The 16,047-nt window shown below is 66.9% G+C and carries 18 protein-coding genes; 13 read left to right on the forward strand and 5 right to left on the reverse strand.

The annotated features are described in order from the left end of the window. Positions 1–7 precede the first annotated feature (7 nt). Together AB0I83_RS11575 and AB0I83_RS11580 are read right to left on the reverse strand one after the other, a co-directional pair. Positions 8–880, reverse strand: coding sequence for a sulfurtransferase (locus AB0I83_RS11575; RefSeq protein WP_363304630.1), 873 nt, complete (start codon positions 878–880; stop codon positions 8–10). 396 nt (positions 881–1,276) lie between these two features. Continuing rightward, complete coding sequence (locus tag AB0I83_RS11580) at positions 1,277–3,427, reverse strand: ATP-binding protein (protein WP_363304431.1); 2,151 nt, start codon at positions 3,425–3,427, stop codon at positions 1,277–1,279. Positions 3,428–3,560: 133 nt separating this feature from the next. On the opposite strand from AB0I83_RS11580, the gene AB0I83_RS11585 reads away from it, so the two are divergent. After that, positions 3,561–4,589, forward strand: a complete 1,029-nt coding sequence (locus tag AB0I83_RS11585) for a DNA cytosine methyltransferase (RefSeq protein ID WP_363304432.1) — start codon at positions 3,561–3,563, stop codon at positions 4,587–4,589. Between the two features lie 53 nt (positions 4,590–4,642). Here the strand turns inward: AB0I83_RS11585 and AB0I83_RS11590 are convergent, their stop codons facing one another. Further along, positions 4,643–5,230 (reverse strand): GNAT family N-acetyltransferase, encoded by a 588-nt coding sequence (locus tag AB0I83_RS11590; protein WP_363304433.1) that lies wholly within the window; start codon positions 5,228–5,230, stop codon positions 4,643–4,645. After that, the gene (locus AB0I83_RS11595; RefSeq protein WP_363304434.1) at positions 5,227–6,000 is read right to left on the reverse strand and encodes a GntR family transcriptional regulator; all 774 of its coding nucleotides are present in this window, start codon (positions 5,998–6,000) and stop codon (positions 5,227–5,229) included. Before AB0I83_RS11595 ends, AB0I83_RS11590 begins: the two co-directional genes overlap by 4 nt. Before the next feature lie 515 nt (positions 6,001–6,515). Between AB0I83_RS11595 and AB0I83_RS11600 the strand changes: the two genes are divergently transcribed. The 11 genes from AB0I83_RS11600 (at position 6,516) to AB0I83_RS11650 (ending at position 15,344) form a co-directional block, all read left to right on the forward strand. Next, on the forward strand, positions 6,516–6,782 hold the full coding sequence (locus AB0I83_RS11600) for a DUF6284 family protein (protein WP_363304435.1): 267 nt from the start codon (positions 6,516–6,518) through the stop codon (positions 6,780–6,782). Positions 6,783–6,820: 38 nt separating this feature from the next. Then, positions 6,821–6,973 (forward strand): hypothetical protein, encoded by a 153-nt coding sequence (locus AB0I83_RS11605; RefSeq protein ID WP_363304436.1) that lies wholly within the window; start codon positions 6,821–6,823, stop codon positions 6,971–6,973. Continuing rightward, entirely contained in the window at positions 6,970–7,833 is an 864-nt protein-coding gene (locus AB0I83_RS11610; RefSeq protein WP_363304437.1) for a protein spdB, read from the forward strand. Before AB0I83_RS11605 ends, AB0I83_RS11610 begins: the two co-directional genes overlap by 4 nt. Beyond that, positions 7,833–8,171 carry an RRQRL motif-containing zinc-binding protein gene (locus AB0I83_RS11615; RefSeq protein WP_363304438.1) on the forward strand — a complete coding sequence of 113 codons (339 nt, stop codon included), beginning with the start codon at positions 7,833–7,835 and terminating at the stop codon, positions 8,169–8,171. Before AB0I83_RS11610 ends, AB0I83_RS11615 begins: the two co-directional genes overlap by 1 nt. Before the next feature lie 29 nt (positions 8,172–8,200). Beyond that, a complete protein-coding gene (locus tag AB0I83_RS11620) occupies positions 8,201–8,758 on the forward strand; it encodes a hypothetical protein (protein WP_363304439.1) in 558 nt (185 codons plus the stop codon). A gap of 63 nt (positions 8,759–8,821) precedes the next feature. Continuing rightward, positions 8,822–10,939 carry an ATP-binding protein gene (locus tag AB0I83_RS11625; protein ID WP_363304440.1) on the forward strand — a complete coding sequence of 706 codons (2,118 nt, stop codon included), beginning with the start codon at positions 8,822–8,824 and terminating at the stop codon, positions 10,937–10,939. Between the two features lie 206 nt (positions 10,940–11,145). Next, on the forward strand, positions 11,146–11,757 hold the full coding sequence (locus tag AB0I83_RS11630; RefSeq protein WP_363304441.1) for a hypothetical protein: 612 nt from the start codon (positions 11,146–11,148) through the stop codon (positions 11,755–11,757). A 67-nt stretch (positions 11,758–11,824) separates the two neighbouring features. Then, on the forward strand, positions 11,825–12,217 hold the full coding sequence (locus AB0I83_RS11635) for a hypothetical protein (protein ID WP_363304442.1): 393 nt from the start codon (positions 11,825–11,827) through the stop codon (positions 12,215–12,217). Positions 12,218–12,302: 85 nt separating this feature from the next. Next, a complete protein-coding gene (locus AB0I83_RS11640; protein ID WP_363304443.1) occupies positions 12,303–13,031 on the forward strand; it encodes a DNA methylase in 729 nt (242 codons plus the stop codon). Next, positions 13,028–13,867, forward strand: coding sequence for a bifunctional DNA primase/polymerase (locus AB0I83_RS11645; RefSeq protein ID WP_363304444.1), 840 nt, complete (start codon positions 13,028–13,030; stop codon positions 13,865–13,867). Before AB0I83_RS11640 ends, AB0I83_RS11645 begins: the two co-directional genes overlap by 4 nt. Position 13,868: 1 nt before the next feature. Then, positions 13,869–15,344 carry an ATP-binding protein gene (locus AB0I83_RS11650; RefSeq protein ID WP_363304445.1) on the forward strand — a complete coding sequence of 492 codons (1,476 nt, stop codon included), beginning with the start codon at positions 13,869–13,871 and terminating at the stop codon, positions 15,342–15,344. A 10-nt stretch (positions 15,345–15,354) separates the two neighbouring features. Here AB0I83_RS11650 and AB0I83_RS11655 read toward each other — a convergent pair whose 3' ends face one another. Continuing rightward, positions 15,355–15,621, reverse strand: coding sequence for a hypothetical protein (locus tag AB0I83_RS11655; RefSeq protein WP_363304446.1), 267 nt, complete (start codon positions 15,619–15,621; stop codon positions 15,355–15,357). 197 nt (positions 15,622–15,818) lie between these two features. On the opposite strand from AB0I83_RS11655, the gene AB0I83_RS11660 reads away from it, so the two are divergent. Further along, positions 15,819–16,022 (forward strand): helix-turn-helix domain-containing protein, encoded by a 204-nt coding sequence (locus AB0I83_RS11660; protein ID WP_363304447.1) that lies wholly within the window; start codon positions 15,819–15,821, stop codon positions 16,020–16,022. Positions 16,023–16,047 lie beyond the last annotated feature (25 nt).

Below are 16,047 nucleotides of genomic sequence, written 5' to 3' on the forward strand. Positions count from 1 at the left end.
GGGCCCGTCAGCCGGAGGCCGGGGCGGTCGTCACCGGCCGGTCCGACGGCAGACCCCACTCGCTCCACGACCCGTCGTACACGGACACCTCGCCGTACCCCGCGAGTTCGGCCCCGAGCGCCAGGACACATGCGGTGACGCCCGATCCGCAGCTGACGACGAGCCGCTCCCGGCCCCCGGCCGACGCCGCGAACGCCGAGCGGAGTTCCTCGGCCGGAAGCATCAGGCCGTCGCGCTGGATCTCGCCGAAGGGCAGGTTCACCGCCCCCGGCATATGGCCCGCCCGCAGACCCGGCCGGGGCTCGGCGACCGAACCCGCGTACCGCTCACGGGACCTCGCGTCGAGGACCACCGAACGGGGATCGGCCAGTGCCTCGGCGACCGCATCGCCACCGACGAACATTCCGGGGCGTGGGCGCGGGGTGAAGTCACCCGGCCGTTCGACCCGTTCGGCACTGTCCGGCTCGCACCTCTCCACCGGCCGGCCGGCCGCCTCCCAGGCGGGCAGGCCGCCGTCGAGCACCGCGACCCGGTCGAACCCCATGGCGCGGAGCATCCACCAGGCACGGGCACAGGAGTAGATCCCGACGGTGTCGTAGACGACCACGGTGTCCGTGCCGTCCACGCCCAGGGCCCGCATGGCGTGGGTGAACTCCACCGCTCCGGGCATCGTGTGGGGCAGCGGCACGGCATGGTCGGACATGGCACCGTCGATGTCGAAGCGCCGGGCCCCCGGAATGCGCCGCCCTGTCGCGCGGTGCGCGCCCACGGACGCGTCGAGGACCACGGTCCCCGGCACCGCGAGCCGCCCGGCGAGCCACTCCACACCGACGAGCGGACCGGGCAGCGCGCCCGTCGCCGTCGTCCCGTACCCGGCCATGCGCTCCCTCTCGTAGGCGGCGGTACACGCGGACACCGCCCGCACCCAGGAAAAGCGAAAACCCCAGGTCACGGCGAGTGAGTCCTGGGGTTTCGCAGAGCCGCCTTCGGGATTCGAACCCGAGACCTACGCATTACGAGTTGTCCGGTCACGGTCCGCGAGCGTCCCCAGCTGTCCGTCCCACTGTCCGCTTGGCTGGTCATGCGCCTATTCGCGCTCTCCTGGACGGTGGCGGACGCTCGCGGATGGAGCAGGGATCGAGACCACAACTGAGACCGGAGTGTCAGCCGCATGGATGCTGCGGCCTTCTGTACAACGCCGCTGTACGGCAAGGGCTCCGGTTGGATCCGGCTCGCTGTGACTGGCCCGCCACCTGCGGCGCCGGACGAAGTACGTCTACATGTCGAGCTGTCCCTGACCGGCGACTGGACTCGCGTCCGAACTGCGAGGCGCGACGACCTTCGGAGCGATTACCGGCGCTACAGGAGTCCATCCACCCGCTGTTGCCTCCACGCGCTCCAGGAAGTCCTTGTGCGCTCGCTTGGTGGAGTCGAGAACTTCGTGCCACGTCTTGCGCGAGACACGGGGATCACTTTCAAGCGAGGACACGGAAACCGAATTGAGTCGATCGATATGGTCGACCACAAACGTCAGTTTACGGTAAGGGAACTGCTGGCCGAGATCGGGATTCTCATCCAGGAACTTGCACAACGAATCCATGTAGTTCATTGCGTTCAGGAATTCAGCGTCGGTCAGTTTATATCCGAGCCTTTTGATCTCTACGATCCAGAGAACGCCCGAGTCATGCAGCAAAACGAAGTCTGGCTCCTTCGCCCTTCGCTCAATGGCAGTGGTGTTGATCTCCACCCCAAACTTCTTGGCATACCACACCTCGAAACTTGCCCTGACTCGCTTTAGCGATTCATTCATACCTAGCGGAGTCCACTCAGGGGCCAGGAGCCAAGGAGCCTGTTCGATCAACTCCTGCAGCGGCCGCTCCAGCGTCTTTCCATTTGCGATTAGAGCTTCGAGTTTCGCGACAACTTCCAAGCGCTCAGCTGCGACCTGCCCCAGCGAGTACATCTCCGCAATGTGCGCCTTGTGGAACAGATCCATGACGGCGTCGATCGTGGTTTCGGTCGTGTCAGCCACTTCTCGCAGCGTCTGCAGGAGGCTTCGATGAGGCCCCAGAGACATAGCCAGCTTGCTGATGCGTTCAACGTGCTCCGGATCCTTGAGCGAATCCCTATCGGAATCCCTCACGAGGAGTGCCGCAGCCTCCTTGACACTGTCTCGGTAGACCGGATCAGAAGGTGCGGCCCGGACAAGCTTCTCCTCAAGCTTTGACGCCTCCATGAATTCCCGAGTCTTTGCTCGCCGAGTATGCTCTTCGCTACGTTTTGCAAGTTCACGCATCAAATCCTGACCCCATGTACTCAACGCTTCACCCAAATCCGAAGACCAGATGATGTCCTGCCGGTCAGATCGAATGAGATCCTCATCTTCATCCAGCCACTCCGCGTGAAGTTCTCCCACGATGGAACTACGTAGCTTGAACTCGCCGTGGAATCCAGTGACAATCCCGAAATCCATAGTTTGAGCAACGAACTTGCCGCGAGCATAGATGCGCACGCCAGCCATATTGGCGTCCTTGTAGGACTTGTCACTATAGGCGACATAGCCGGTGACAGGCAGAAAAGACGATTCGAACTGAACTGGCCGATTAGCCAAATCAATTCGGGTGCCATCCATGAGGTCGATCTTCAGTTGCCCAAGCGTGAACTGCTCCGATAGGGCGGAAGCGTTCTTCACACAAACGCGCCAGTCGCTGCGCTCAAGCCCAAAACGGCCCGCGAGCTGGCGATCCAACTCGTCCCGACTAGGAACCCTCTTTCGAGAGAAGTCCCGCAATTTGATAGTCGTCCCGTGATCTGTGGAGTAGGTACCATCCAACCCACCAACTTCGGGATTGTAGTCCTTTTCTGTGTCTGCGAGCATCTCGGGTAGGTGCAGGATCAGGTGAGAGGTCAGATAGCCGTCCTCGGTCTTCTCGCCACCAGCGGAAATGACCTCTACTGTCTTACAAATACCAAACGGCGCAAGCTTCCCAATGCCCTTCCTGCCCATCACAGGTCGATGCTTTTCGCGAGACTTGTCGCTGCCGGTTCGTGTCCTTCTATCGCCTCCGACGGTCAGGTAGTGGTGGTTCACTTCGTCGGGGGTCATGCCGTGGCCGTCATCGGAGATCACGACCTCATAGGCAGCAGACAGGTGGGGCGTCTTCGGGTCGAACAGGAAGGCACCCCACGGCAGAGTGACAGTAACGTTTTCGGCATCAGCGTCGTACGAGTTAGCGATGAGTTCGGCGAGAACCGCGGCGACGCGGTCGTAGAGTTTGATGCCGAGCTTGTCGATGGTCAGCCGACTGATGCGCATGGTGTAGACGTGCGTTGCATCGGCGCTGCCCTCGCCTCCCACGTGCGGGGTGTCGCGCTCGTCAGCTGTGTGCATAGGCAGCTGCTCGTGGTGGTCTGACTGCTCCAGCATCAAGTCCCCCCTGGGATTGCGCTCGTGGAGGCGACATCTTGCATGAGGGGTAGTCAGCTTGGCTAGGGCGCACGAGGGTTGCAGGGAGCGCAAGCCATAGTCACAACATGACCTTGTGGGCTAGCATCCAGCTGTGACACAGCCCTCTGCCATCGATCTCTTCGCGGGGGCCGGCGGAGCCACGCAGGGGCTCACAGGAGCCGGCTTCTCCGTCCTCGGCGCAGTTGAGAATGACCCCAGCGCTGCCGCAACGCATGCGAAAAATCACCCGTCTGCACATCTGTGGGAAACAGATATCCGTCGGCTGCCGGCGTCTGCGATGCGTAAGCAATTGGGACTATCCCTCGGCGAGTTGACGTTGCTTAAGACCTGCCCCCCTTGTCAAGGATTCTCTTCGCTCGCGTCCGGCAAAGGTTTGACTGATCAAGAGCGCAATGATCTCGTAGTTCATACCGTGAGATTCGTTCGCGCATTCATGCCTCAATCGGTCCTTCTTGAAAACGTTCCCGGCCTGGCCAAGGATGCGCGCCTTCAATACGTGCGGGAATCTATGAGCAGCCTCGGGTATGTGTCGATGATTTATCGATTCGAAGCTTCCGAGTTCGCCGTCCCGCAGCGCAGGCGTCGCCTAATCATGCTGGCGGTAAGGGGCAAGCGGACGAAAATGCCCTCAGATATTTCCGATGTCGTTGCTGATCTTCGCGGGTCGATGTCTGTTAGGGAAGCTTTTGCAGGCCTACAGTCCGGAGCCCGTGAGGGGGATCCGCTCGACCGATCCCGCAGAAGCTCGGACAAGGTTCTGAACCGCATAGCGGCCATTCCAGTGGGCGGAGGAAGATTCGATCTTCCGGAGGAACATCAGCTTGAGTGCCATAAGCGGCTAGGTAGAAAAAATGCCACAGCATCTTACGGGCGGATCAAATGGAATGTTCCGTCTCCCACGATGACGACACGGTGCACGACGCCTGCGTGCGGTACCTTCATTCACCCGGAAGAAAATCGCGGCATTACCCTGCGAGAAGCCGCCACCCTCCAGACGTTTCCGCATGATTACGATTTCCAAGGGGAATATGGGGCAATCGAGCGGCAAATTGGTAACGCAGTTCCTGTTCGTATGGCGACAGTTCTTGGTACGGCCGTTCGCCGGATAACTGGCTCCTAGCGAGAGGCTGATTCACCTCCGGCACCCAGCAGCCCCCACAAATGCCTATGGAGCTACTGAATATTCGGTGGAAAGCGGTGCGGTTCGGTACGGCGCACCACAGACGGTGCAGTTTCGAAGCCATGGTCCGCTGGCGCCGTTGCACGCTGCGCAAGCCACCCAGATACACGGGGACCTCCGTTAACCGCATCCCCCTCCCACACCGTGCGCACGTGCTCGAATCCCTGCCCGAGGTAGTACTGCTGTAGCGCCTCATTTGTCGTCCAGGCGTCTAGGCGTAGCCACTTCGCGCCATCGCGATAGGCCCGATCTCCGGCCCAATCCAGAAGCCGGCCACCAATATCCTGCCCGGCATGGGTTCGGGCCACAGTCAGTTTGGTGACGAACCTGGACGGCTCACTCAACTCCTGCTCGGTCCACAGTCCCTCTTCCACGTCCGGCGAGAGCGTGATGGTGGCTGCCGTCACCTCGTCATCCATGACCAGGAAGACAGCCCCTGTTCGGATTGTGGCGAGCAACCGATCCGCAGGATAAGGGCGCTGCCATTGGTCGCTGCCCAGACGCCTAAGCCAGGTCGCTGCCTCTTCGCGGAAGGCCAAGAGCTTGGTCACGTCTTCTGGGCAAGCGGAAGTTATCTTCATTTAGGTTCGTTCTCGCTTCGCGCGGCCTGGTCGCCGATCTCGTAGTTCATCCGGTTCAAATCGCCCCGGAACGTCGTGATTGTGCAGCGAATGGGCCGCTCCGCCGAGTACCCGGTACGCATCCAGAGGAGCACCGGCACCCCCGCCCCAATCTCCAGCAACCGCGCCTCGTCCGGGGTCGGCATGCGGGTCGAGATCTCGTCGAAGTAACCGATCTGTTCGGTCCCATGAGCGGCCAGGTATCGGGTAGTGCCCTCTTCGATGTCGCCCGGCTCCGCAAGGCGGGGTGCCTCATCGGCCAGCCACGCCGGGTAGTACGTGGCCTGCGTCGACCACGGAACATCATCGACGTACCGATGGCAGAACCGCAGAACGGTGCGTGACTGAGGGTCGATCTTGAGCCGCTCCGCCACTTCGGCCGGCGCAGGCAGAATCTCGACCCTGAACGTCTGGTGCGGCCGACGGCCCGCGGCCGTGACGTCCGTGCTGTAAGCGTCCCCGTTCTGCGGGAAGCTCAGGTTCTCGAACCGAGAGGCGTTCAGCTCGAACACCTCATGCTTGGCCACCTCGTACCCGAGGCCTTGGCTGGACGTGACAAGCCCTTGCGTAACGAGCAGGCCAAGCCCGGACCGCACGGTGTTCCGCGACGCGTCGAAACGCGCCGACAGCTCGCTCTCCGAGGGGAGACGCGACCCGGGCGGATACGTCCCGTTGTCGATTTCGCGGCGCAGAGCATCCGCGACTTGCCGGTACTTCGGCTGCTTGCTCATGACTCCATCATGACGCACTCGCTCAACTTGTTGGTACATGTAGGCCCCGATCGCTTGACGCTTCACAGTCCGTTGGTGCACCATCACTGCATCAGCTTGTACCAACAAGTTGAGCAAGTGGTGCAGCTCCTTCAAGTGTGCTTGCTTGCGGCTTATTCCCTCTGCCCTACGGCGGTGGGCTGCACGGCACAGGAGCCCCGCATCGGTCGGGGGGAGGGCACCGGACCCCTTGTCAACCGGATGGCACGAGACCGAAAGGTCATGTCTCTGCCTACAACGGGCTAGCGGCTCTTCCGTGAAACGGGAGTCGCCCCCGAAGGAGACACGCACGTCAACCACACCGCACACGCTTCGGCTGCTGCGGCCGGTTGCCTCCTCCGCCCGTCTCGTACGGGCGGGGCAGAGGGGAGCCGGAACACCCTTTCCCGCTTCACCCGCAGACGGCGCGCGGCCCCGGTGGTGAGACACCGGGGCCGCTGTTGTTGGGCCGTCCTACCGCTAGGAGAAAACGACCCATGCAGATCATCGCTGCACTTCAGGACCTTGTTACGGCCGCCTCGCTCGACTTCGAGCCGTCGGCCGCTGAGCTGGACGCGATCGAGCTGGAGATGCCGCTCATCCGGGCGGAAGTCGAGTTGCTGGACGCGCAGATCATGACCATCGACCGCCCGGCGAACGAGCTGGACGTACGGCGCGTTCGCCGGGCCCACAACCGGGTCCTGGCGGCGCGGCGGGACCTCACCAACCGCGCCGCCTCGCCCCTGACGGGCGGTGCGGCATGAGCGCCAACACCACCTCAGAGAGGGGCGCACTGATCGTCGTGTTCGCTGGCATCGCACTGGCCTTGGCCGGGGCGGGCCTGGCATCCCTGCTGGATGAGCCGTCGTGGCGCTGGCTGGCCACGGGCGGCGTCCTCGCCCAGGTCATCGGCTGGGTGCGCTACAGCCGTGCCCAGCGGGGCGGTGCGGCATGAAGGCCAAGACCGTTCTGCCGGCCGTCGCGATGACGGCGGTGTCCATGGTCCTCACTCTGGCCGTGGTGATGATGTGGCTCGGCACGGCGATGCCGTGGCCCGTCGCTCTGGTCGTCGGTATCGGGATCGACGGCGGATGGCTGGCCACCCTCGCCTACGAACGCCGCCTCGCCGCGCAGGGCGACCACAGCCGCGTGGTCACCGGGGTCGGCTGGGCATTCGGCCTGATCGCGACCGGCGTCCTGGTCGCCCACGCACTGCTGGCCGAGGAGTCCGCCGGCGCGTGGCTTGCCGTGGCCTGGCTGCCCGTCGCAGCCAAAGCCTTGTGGCTGGTGCACGGGCTGTGGGAACAGACCGCGCTCACCCCGACCGCGCTGGGATCGATCCGGGGTATCCAGCAGGAGGCCCGCGACGAAGCGGCCGTGGCCCGCGCCCGGCTGCGGGCCGAGGCCGCGACCGAGGAGACCCGGCTGACGGCCGTGACGGAAGCCGGGTCACGCGTCGCACGCGTCCAGGCCAAGACCGCACAGACCCTCTCCCAGGCATGGTCGACGCTGGAGACAGCACGCAACGGGGAGGACACCAGCAGGGCCCTGACCAGTGTGACGACCCCCGTCACACCCGGCGTCACACCCCGCTGGGAACTCCCCGTCTGGGGCCCCACCGAGCCTGTCCCGGCGCTCGCCCTGGAAGCGGCGCCCGCCCTCACCGATGACGCGCTGGACGCGTTGGTCGACGAGATCCGGCACAGCGAAACCCCGGCCCTGTCCTACCGCGAGATGGCCACCCGGTTCCGGGCGGCCGGCCACTCGGCATCAGAGGTCCGGCTGCGGGGCGCGTGGAAACGCATGGTCGCCTGATGGCGACGCTGCCTGAGTTCCGGTGGCGTCTCGCTCCGGACGGATACGCCACTCGCAGGCAGTTGCGGGCGTTGGGGCTGCGGCCCGGCGGACAGGACGTCGCCGCCGTGCTCCACCGCCCGCGCCGCCGCCGGGCCCCGCTGGTCGCCTATCTCTACCGCATCGACCACGCCAAGCCCGTACGCCCCATGACGCCTGGCCGCGCGGCTGCGCTGGCCAAGGCGATGCGGGCTCGCCGCACCTGCCCGAACTGCCGTCGCGATGCCGGGTACTGCATCCCGCGCTCGCTCGGCATGTGTGTGCCCTGCCACGACCTGGACACCGATTCCGCCGTCTGAGCTGCGGCGATGAACGGAGACGAGACGTAGTGAAGCTGACCGTCACCACACACAAGTTGCCCGGCTACCGAGCCACCCTGAAGACCGCCCAGCGCCTGGCCGAAGAGGCCGTCCGCGTCGTGGACCGGGCCGTGCCCGGCCGGATGCCCGACGTGCAGGTCGTCCTCACCTCGGAACGGCACCTGGCCGACGTGACCACCGCAGCCGAGTTCGAGACCGCCGGATGCACGGACAAGCGGGTTCAGGCCCGTGCCCTGCGGTCCGCGAAGCGGGAGGCCCGCGACGTCGCGGGCCGGTCCATTCCGCTCGCCGACGGCGGGGTCCTGGTCGTCATCAACGTCGACCAGCACCCCAACGAGGCGACGTTCGCCATCACGCTCGTGCACGAACTGGTCCACGCCATGCAGACCAGCCGCAAGGACGTGTACGACCGGCTCGTTGCCGGGCTGCGCAACGACCTCGGTGTCGAGCGGCTGTCCCGCCGGCAGAACCGCGAGCACGACCGCTGCCTGGAGCAGGAAGAGCGCGAGGCGTACGGGTGCGAGTACCTCGCCAAGCGCGTCGTCCCCTCCGCCGCCGCAGCCTGACCCACCCCCACCACTTCACCCCTACCGCCCCCGGATCCGGGGGAGTTGACGGGAGACACCGACATGTCCGAGAACGTCATCAACCTCTTCAAAGACCCCACACCCGCCCCCCAGACGCCCTCTGTGGCCCCGGCCGCTGCTGTAGCAGCGCCGGGCGCTGAGAGGCCGTCTGTGCCGCTGTGGGTGCGCTCCGCGCGGGGTATCCGCACGGTGGCCACCCACGACCACACCAAAACCGCGTGCCGCGCCGCTGCCCGCCACGGGCTGTACGTCGTGGGCGGTACGCGGATCGTTGCCCGTCGTACCTGGGAGGGCCGTACCGCCTCCCGCTATGAGCGTCTGCTGCGTGCGGCGGAAGCCGCGGGGAACATGGACGCGGCGGCTGAGTGGGAGGAGCGCGGGCAGCGCTTTCGTCAGGAGCGTCACCGCCGCCGCATGGACCTGCTCACCGCACCCATGGACGCCGCCCGGGGCATCGCGGCCGGCGCCGCGATCGGCGCGGGCGGCCTGCTGATCCTCGGCATCATGCTGGCCGTCGCGAACAAGGACTTCACCGACATCGCCGCCCCGACCATGGCGTTGGTCGAACTGGTCCGCTGGGTCATCTTCATCATCACCGTGACCTGGGGACCGCTCGTGACCCTGGGACCGTGGGCGGTGCTGTTCGGTCTGTGGGCGGTGGGCAAGAACCAGCAGGCCGCACCGCAGTGGGCCCTGCCCGCCAACGTGCGTTCCAGTGAGGGTGAGCCGGTCACTCCGTCCGTGGTCGTGCTGGCCCTGCGGAACCTGGGTATCGCCCCGCTGCGCAACGCCATCAAGGAGATGGGCGACGCCGGCGCCGCCATGCTGGGGCCGATCCGGATCGCGGGATGCGGCGTCGAAGTCGACGTCACCCTGCCGTCCGGGGTGTCCACCAACGAGGTGCAGAACCGGCGGCGCAAGCTCGCCGAGAACCTGTCCCGGCATGAGCACGAAGTGTTCATCACCATCCCCCAGGCGGCCCGCACGGTCCGGCTGTGGGTCGCCGACTCCGGCGCGCTGGACGAGCCGATCGGCCCGTCCCCGCTGACCACCGACGACACCCTGACCGCCGACTACGCCAAGGGCCGCGCCCCGTGGGGTCAGGACCTGCGCGGCGATGCCGCCGCCATCAGCCTCTACCAGCGCCACCTGCTCATCACCGGCCTGTCCAACCAGGGCAAGACCGCAGCACTCCGCGCGCTCGCCCTGTGGCTGGCCCTGGACAAGTCGGTGGAGTTCCGCATCGCTGACCTGAAGGGTGCCGGGGACTGGGCGATGTTCGATGGCCTGGCCACGGTGCTGATCCAGGGGCCGACCGACGACCACGTCGTCGACACGACCGAGATGCTCGAAGACGGCGTAGCCGAGATGGAGCGCCGCCTCCAGGCCCCGCCCGGAACCGTGTTCCCGCCGCTCGTGCTCCTGGTCGACGAAGCACAGGTGGCGTTCATGTGCCCGGAGGTGGACGAGAAGAAGCGCCCCTACGGCGGGTCCAAGGCCACCTCCCGCTACTTCATGGCCGCGCGGAAGATTCACAACCAGGGCCGGGCCGTCAACGTCACGCTGTGGCAGGGGACCCAGGACCCGACCGACCAGAACCTTCCCAAGCTGGTCCGCGAGGGCGCCCACACCCGCGCCTCCCTCGCCCTGGGCACCGAATCGCAGGCCCGCATGGCACTCGGGGACAAGGCCGTTGACGGCGGCGCCGCCCCGAACCTGCTCCGCCCCGGCCTGGACAAGGGCACGTTGGTCGTCGCGTCGGACGGCATCGCGATCCCGGCCGGCCAGGCATCCATCACGGTGCGCACGCACTACATCGACAACGACACGGCCGCGCAGATCACCGCCCGCGCCCGGGCCCTGCGCGACGGCGTCACCACCCTCCACGTCATCGACCGCGACGAGGTCCGCGACCCGCTCGCGGACATCGCCACGGTCATCGGAGACACGAACCGGGTCCTGACCCAGGACGTCCTGCAGCGCCTCGCGACGCTGTCCGCCGACAGCTACGGAAGCTGGACGCACGCCGACCTCAAGCGCGTGCTGGACGGCACGGCGGCCGAGCCCTACAAGTCCGACGGGCGCATGGTCATCGGCCGCGAACGCATCGCCCGCGCCCTCGCCAACCGCGACGACGACGGTTCCGCTTCCGCCTCCTGAACACAGGGAGCACACCCCGGGCGGGTCAGGGAGGCAGGGAGAACTCCCTGACCGCCTCCCTGACCCGCCTCCCTGTACGTGACCTGCACAAATGATGTTCAGGGAGGCAGGGAGTCACCCCAGGTCAGCACCCCTGAAACCCCCTCCACGCGCCTCCCGCAGGGGGTGCTTCCGCCTCCCTGACCCAGCAGAGGAACGGATTCCGCATGCTCCCCGCAACCACAATCCGCCGACCCGCACAGCAGGCCGCCGCCGCCCCGTGGCCTGCTCCGGTCCCGGCGCTGCTGGGCGATGTCGGCGCCGCCCAGCTCGTACGCGACATCGAGCAGTACCTCGCCGCCCGCACCCCCACCACCGCTCACCCACTCGTCACCAAGACCACCCAGGAACTGATCACCGAAGCCCTCGGCACCACCGCGCCGGCCACCGCCCCCGCGCTGGAACTGCCCAGCCGGATGCTGAGGGTCCTGCCGGACTGGGTGCTTCGCTTCCCTGCCGTCCGGCGCCGCCACACCACCGCCCGGGCGGTGACCGTCGCCGAACACCTGGAACTCACCGCCCTGGTGATCGAGCGGTACGGATGGGTCCAGAACGCGCACCGCACCCGCTCCGGGCGCCGCTGCATCCTCGGCGCGCAGGCCGTCCTCTACCGCCTCGGGATCGGCGACGAAACCACCGTCGACCGTGCCGGACAGCGCATGCAGGCCGTCCTGCGCGCCCGCGGCTGCACCCTGCCCTACCACCGCTGGAACGACATGCCCGACCGCACACAGGGTGAGGTCATCGCCCTCCTGCGCACCGCAGCCCAGACCCCGTGACCGGCGCTGCCGAGGACCGGCACGCCCCAGACCTCGATGTCGTCCTTCTGACCCGAGAGGAACCCTCGTGAGTACACGCAACACCGACCCGACTCGGCACCCGTCCAAGGCCGCCGACGCAGTACGCGCCTTCAACCACGCCACCCTGCCCACCCGCACCGAGCCCGCCATCGCCTACCCCGGCACGATCTACAGCGCGATCGGCTCGTTCGCCTCGCTCGCCCACCGGCTGCCGCAGGCATTCGACCAAATCGCAGGCTCGCTCACCGACGTCCACAAGGCCGGACACCTCACCGCAGACCACGGCACCCCCACCCAGCACACCACCACCGCCGTGGCCGCGCTGCGCGACGCCGAACGGCTCGCCCTCGCCCTGACCGACGCGCTGGAGCGCGCACACAACGCGTCCGGCCCGCTCGGCTACTGCGGCCCCATCGACGACACCGACGACGACCTGTAGCTACGCCGACGGCGGCCCCCGTCTCGCCAAAGTCCGGGGCCGCCGTCGTCCAGCAACCCTCATCAGAGAACTGGAGAGACCCAGCATGACTCAACACGTCCCGATCCGGCGAGCAGCCGACCACCGGCCCGCCTTACTGGATCTCTTCTGCTGCGCCGGCGGCGCGGCCATGGGCTACAACCGGGCAGGGTTCAAGGTGACCGGCGTCGACATCGTCGACCGCCCGAACTACCCCTTCACCTTCCACCGCGCCGACGCCCTCGAATACCTCGCCGCACTGATCGCGTCCGGGGAGATCCAGCAGTACGCGGCCGTGCACGCCTCCCCGCCGTGCCAGGCCGGATGCGCCCTCACCGTGGGCACCAACGCCGCACGCGGCTGGGGGCGTGCTCACGTCCAGCTCATCCCCGAACTCCGCACCCTGCTCGATGCGACGGGCCTGCCGTACGTCATCGAGCAGCCGAACGGGAAAGCCCCTGTCCGGGCCGATCTGCGGCTGTGCGGCGAGATGTTCAGGCTCGACGTCCTGCGTCACCGCATCTTCGAGCTCGGGGGCGGGTGGAGCGTTCCGCAACCCGCACACCCCCAGCACCGGGGCTACGTGCGCGGCTACCGGCACGGCGTCTACCGCGACGGCCCGTACGTCGCCGCGTACGGCGCCGGCGGCGGCAAAGCCACCGTCCCCGAGATGCAGCAGGCCATGGGCATCACCTGGACCGACATCCGCGAGGAACTGACCGAAGCCATCCCGCCCGCCTACACCGAGCTGATCGGCGCAGCCCGGATCATCTCCATGCGGGCGGTGGCCGCATGAACACCCACCTGGGAACAGCCCTGTCCCTGGCCGCACGCGGCGTGCCGGTGCTGCCTCTGCGGGCGGGGAAGGTCCCGTTCGGGAACTGCCGCTCCTGCCGGGGCAATGCCTGCGGCGGTCGGCCGAACATGAAGGTGCCTGGGCCGTGCGACTGCCCGCGCGTCTGTCACGCGTGGGCCGCCGCGACCACCGACCCCGCCGTTCTCACCGGGCGCCCGTGGGCGCCCGTGTGGGAGCAGACGCAGGCCGTGGCCTACCACCCCGGCGGCACCGGGCTGACCGTCGTCGACCTCGACAACGATCAGGCCGTGGAGTGGGCCCGCGAGACCCTCCCGGCCACGCGGACCGTGCCCACAACGCGGGGCGAGCACTGGATCTACCGGGGCACCATGCGGTCCGTGAACGCGGTCCGGCCCGACATCGACATCAAGTCGACCATGTCCTATGCCCGGTGGCTCGGTCCCGGCACCGGCACCATGACCCGCCTGCAGGACATCGTGCGCGCGCTGGCCGTCAAGGAACCCTCCACGGCCCGGCCGGCGCCCTGCGCCATCACCGTGCCCGCACGGGCCGGGGTCGGGCAGTGCCCCCACCGCATGCCCGCCTACCTGGACCGGGGCATCGCCATGGCAGAGCAGCGCATCACCGAGGCCCGCAGCACGGTCCACGCGACCGTCTACCGCACGTTCCTCGCCGTGCTGTCCGCTCACGGCCAGTGTGGCTGCCTCACCGACGCCCACATCAAGCGGCTGTTTACCGCCGCCCAGAGCAAGGGCGAGACCGCCCGGCACTGCAACGACGCATGGACCAATGCCCTCACCCGGTTGGGACTTTGACATGTCCGAGGACGAGAAGAACCCCGCCCGCGAGATCATCACCGACTACGCGCAGGAACACTTCCGGTACTTCCGCACCGCCGACGGCACCGTCTACGCGCAGAAGAACGGCCACCCCGTCGCCCGCCCGATCCGCTCACAAGGCACCACAGGCAGCCACCGCCAGGAACTCATGGTCGGACTGTTCAAGGACGGCTACGGCGTATTCAACGGAACCGCGCTCAAAGAAGCGCTCGACCTGATCGAAGCCCTGGCACTCACCGAGGACGTGCAGCCCGTCCACATCCGCGTCGCCCCCGGATACGACGGCGCAACGTGGCTGGACCTGGGCCGCGATGACGGGCAGTCCGTACGCATCCACCCCACCGGCTGGGACATCCTCACCCCCGACCCCCGCGAGGTCTGCTGGCGGCGCACCCAGCTCACTGGGGAACTCCCGCTGCCAGCCAAGGACACCGACGGCAAGGGCATCGACCTGCTGCTCAGGCTGTGCAACTTCGCAGGGGCTGAGACTGAATGCCTGGCCATCGCTTGGCTCATCGGCTGCCTGGGGCCGTCCGTGCCTGTACCGGCCCCATTCCTTACCGGGCCTCAGGGCGCGGGCAAGTCCACGGGCGGGCGGATGCTCGTGCGGATCATCGAGGGTATGAGCGGCGATCTGCGCCGGGCGCCGAAGGATGAGGAGAACCTGATCGCGGCGGTGGCGGCCGGATGGGTCACCGCCCTGGACAACCTTTCCCACATGACGCCGGACCTGTCTGACGCCATGTGCTGCATCGTCACCGGAGCCGAGAGCGTCAAACGCGCCCTGTTCACCGACGGGGACGTTCACCGCGTTGGCTACCGCCGCCCCCTGCTCCTGACCGGCATCGACGTGGGAGTCATCCGGCCCGACCTCGCCGAACGACTCCTGCCCCTGCGGCTGGAGCGGCCCAGCATCCGGCGGACCGAGGCGGAACTCTGGGTGGACTATGCGGAGGTGCTGCCGGTCGTTCTCGGCTCCCTGCTAGACCTCACGGTGAAGGTCCGCGCGGTTGAGGTGGAGACGCCCACCGATCTACGGATGGCCGACTTCGCGCACCTGTGCGCCCAGCTCGATGCTGCCACCGGCCTCGGGGCGCTCACCGCGTACCGGGCCAGTCTGGACGACCTGAATGACGACGTGATCGAGGGTGACCTCCTCGCGCAGACCGTCCTTAAGCACGCCGACACCATCGAGCCGGGTGGGGCGCAGCGGATGACATCCACGGAGTGGCTGCACCTGCTCAGCGGCGTCTACAGCGGCGATGACTTCCGTCCCCTGCCCAAGGGCTGGGCGACCACCGGCAAAGTCCTCTCCGACCGGCTCAAGCGCCTCCAGCCGACGCTGGCAGCCCGGGGCCTCCTCGTCGACACCGGTCGCACCAGCGAGGGTCGATACCTCGAAATGACCCGCATGGCCGCCCGGGCCCAGCATGAGCAAAAGCGGGCGTTCTGACCGCATACGGTCACCGACCGAACAGCAAGAAGAGCACCAGCCCGGCGACGTGCTCCTCTTGCTGTTCGGCGGAACGCCGCCCCAAGGCCGTGCCGCGCAGCGGCTCCTTCTTCACGCTGGAAGGCGCACCGCACCACAACAGACGCCCCTCTCTTTTTCCTAAGAGGGAAGATCCTGCGTCATGTTCGTCATGCGGGCCGATAAGTGGCACCTGACCTGCGGATACGGCCATGACGCAGACGACGGCCTCTGCGTCATCCTGCGTCATCTGCGTCATGGGCTGCGTCACGGATGACGGAGCCCATGACGCACCGATGACGCGGCCGAACTCAGTGCGTCACACAAAACACCAGGTCAGAAGCCCGAATGACGCTGATGACGCAATGACGCAGAAATCCGGACCTCGGACACACGCGGCCGAGGTCTTGAGCTCAACCCCCGAAGGCAAAGACGACTGCCCAGGAGGCACCCCGGATGAGCACCGCGATCGCCGCCACCGTCGACCGGCTCCTGTACAAGCCGGAGGAAGCTGCCGAAGCTCTCGCAGTCGGCCGGTCGACCGTCTACGAGCTGATGGCCGAAGGGGCGCTCAAGTACATCAAGTTGGGCAGCATCCGCCGCATCCGGCGTGCGGATCTCGAAACGTACGTGGAGAACCTCGCCCCTCTCCCCAACTGACCTGAGCACCCCCTGAGGCGCCCCG

Source organism: Streptomyces sp. NPDC049970 (assembly GCF_040660235.1).
GTDB lineage: Bacteria > Actinomycetota > Actinomycetes > Streptomycetales > Streptomycetaceae > Streptomyces.

Excerpts from the sequence above, each read along its gene's own strand:
- AB0I83_RS11575 (WP_363304630.1), bottom strand. The coding sequence starts at position 880 with ATGGCCGGGTACGGGACGACGGCGACGGGCGCGCTGCCCGGTCCGCTC.
- AB0I83_RS11580 (WP_363304431.1), bottom strand. The coding sequence starts at position 3,427 with ATGCTGGAGCAGTCAGACCACCACGAGCAGCTGCCTATGCACACAGCT.
- AB0I83_RS11590 (WP_363304433.1), bottom strand. The coding sequence starts at position 5,230 with ATGAAGATAACTTCCGCTTGCCCAGAAGACGTGACCAAGCTCTTGGCC.
- AB0I83_RS11595 (WP_363304434.1), bottom strand. The coding sequence starts at position 6,000 with ATGAGCAAGCAGCCGAAGTACCGGCAAGTCGCGGATGCTCTGCGCCGC.
- AB0I83_RS11600 (WP_363304435.1), top strand. The coding sequence starts at position 6,516 with ATGCAGATCATCGCTGCACTTCAGGACCTTGTTACGGCCGCCTCGCTC.
- AB0I83_RS11610 (WP_363304437.1), top strand. The coding sequence starts at position 6,970 with ATGAAGGCCAAGACCGTTCTGCCGGCCGTCGCGATGACGGCGGTGTCC.
- AB0I83_RS11615 (WP_363304438.1), top strand. The coding sequence starts at position 7,833 with ATGGCGACGCTGCCTGAGTTCCGGTGGCGTCTCGCTCCGGACGGATAC.
- AB0I83_RS11625 (WP_363304440.1), top strand. The coding sequence starts at position 8,822 with ATGTCCGAGAACGTCATCAACCTCTTCAAAGACCCCACACCCGCCCCC.
- AB0I83_RS11630 (WP_363304441.1), top strand. The coding sequence starts at position 11,146 with ATGCTCCCCGCAACCACAATCCGCCGACCCGCACAGCAGGCCGCCGCC.
- AB0I83_RS11640 (WP_363304443.1), top strand. The coding sequence starts at position 12,303 with ATGACTCAACACGTCCCGATCCGGCGAGCAGCCGACCACCGGCCCGCC.
- AB0I83_RS11645 (WP_363304444.1), top strand. The coding sequence starts at position 13,028 with ATGAACACCCACCTGGGAACAGCCCTGTCCCTGGCCGCACGCGGCGTG.
- AB0I83_RS11650 (WP_363304445.1), top strand. The coding sequence starts at position 13,869 with ATGTCCGAGGACGAGAAGAACCCCGCCCGCGAGATCATCACCGACTAC.
- AB0I83_RS11655 (WP_363304446.1), bottom strand. The coding sequence starts at position 15,621 with ATGACGCAGATGACGCAGGATGACGCAGAGGCCGTCGTCTGCGTCATG.
- AB0I83_RS11660 (WP_363304447.1), top strand. The coding sequence starts at position 15,819 with ATGAGCACCGCGATCGCCGCCACCGTCGACCGGCTCCTGTACAAGCCG.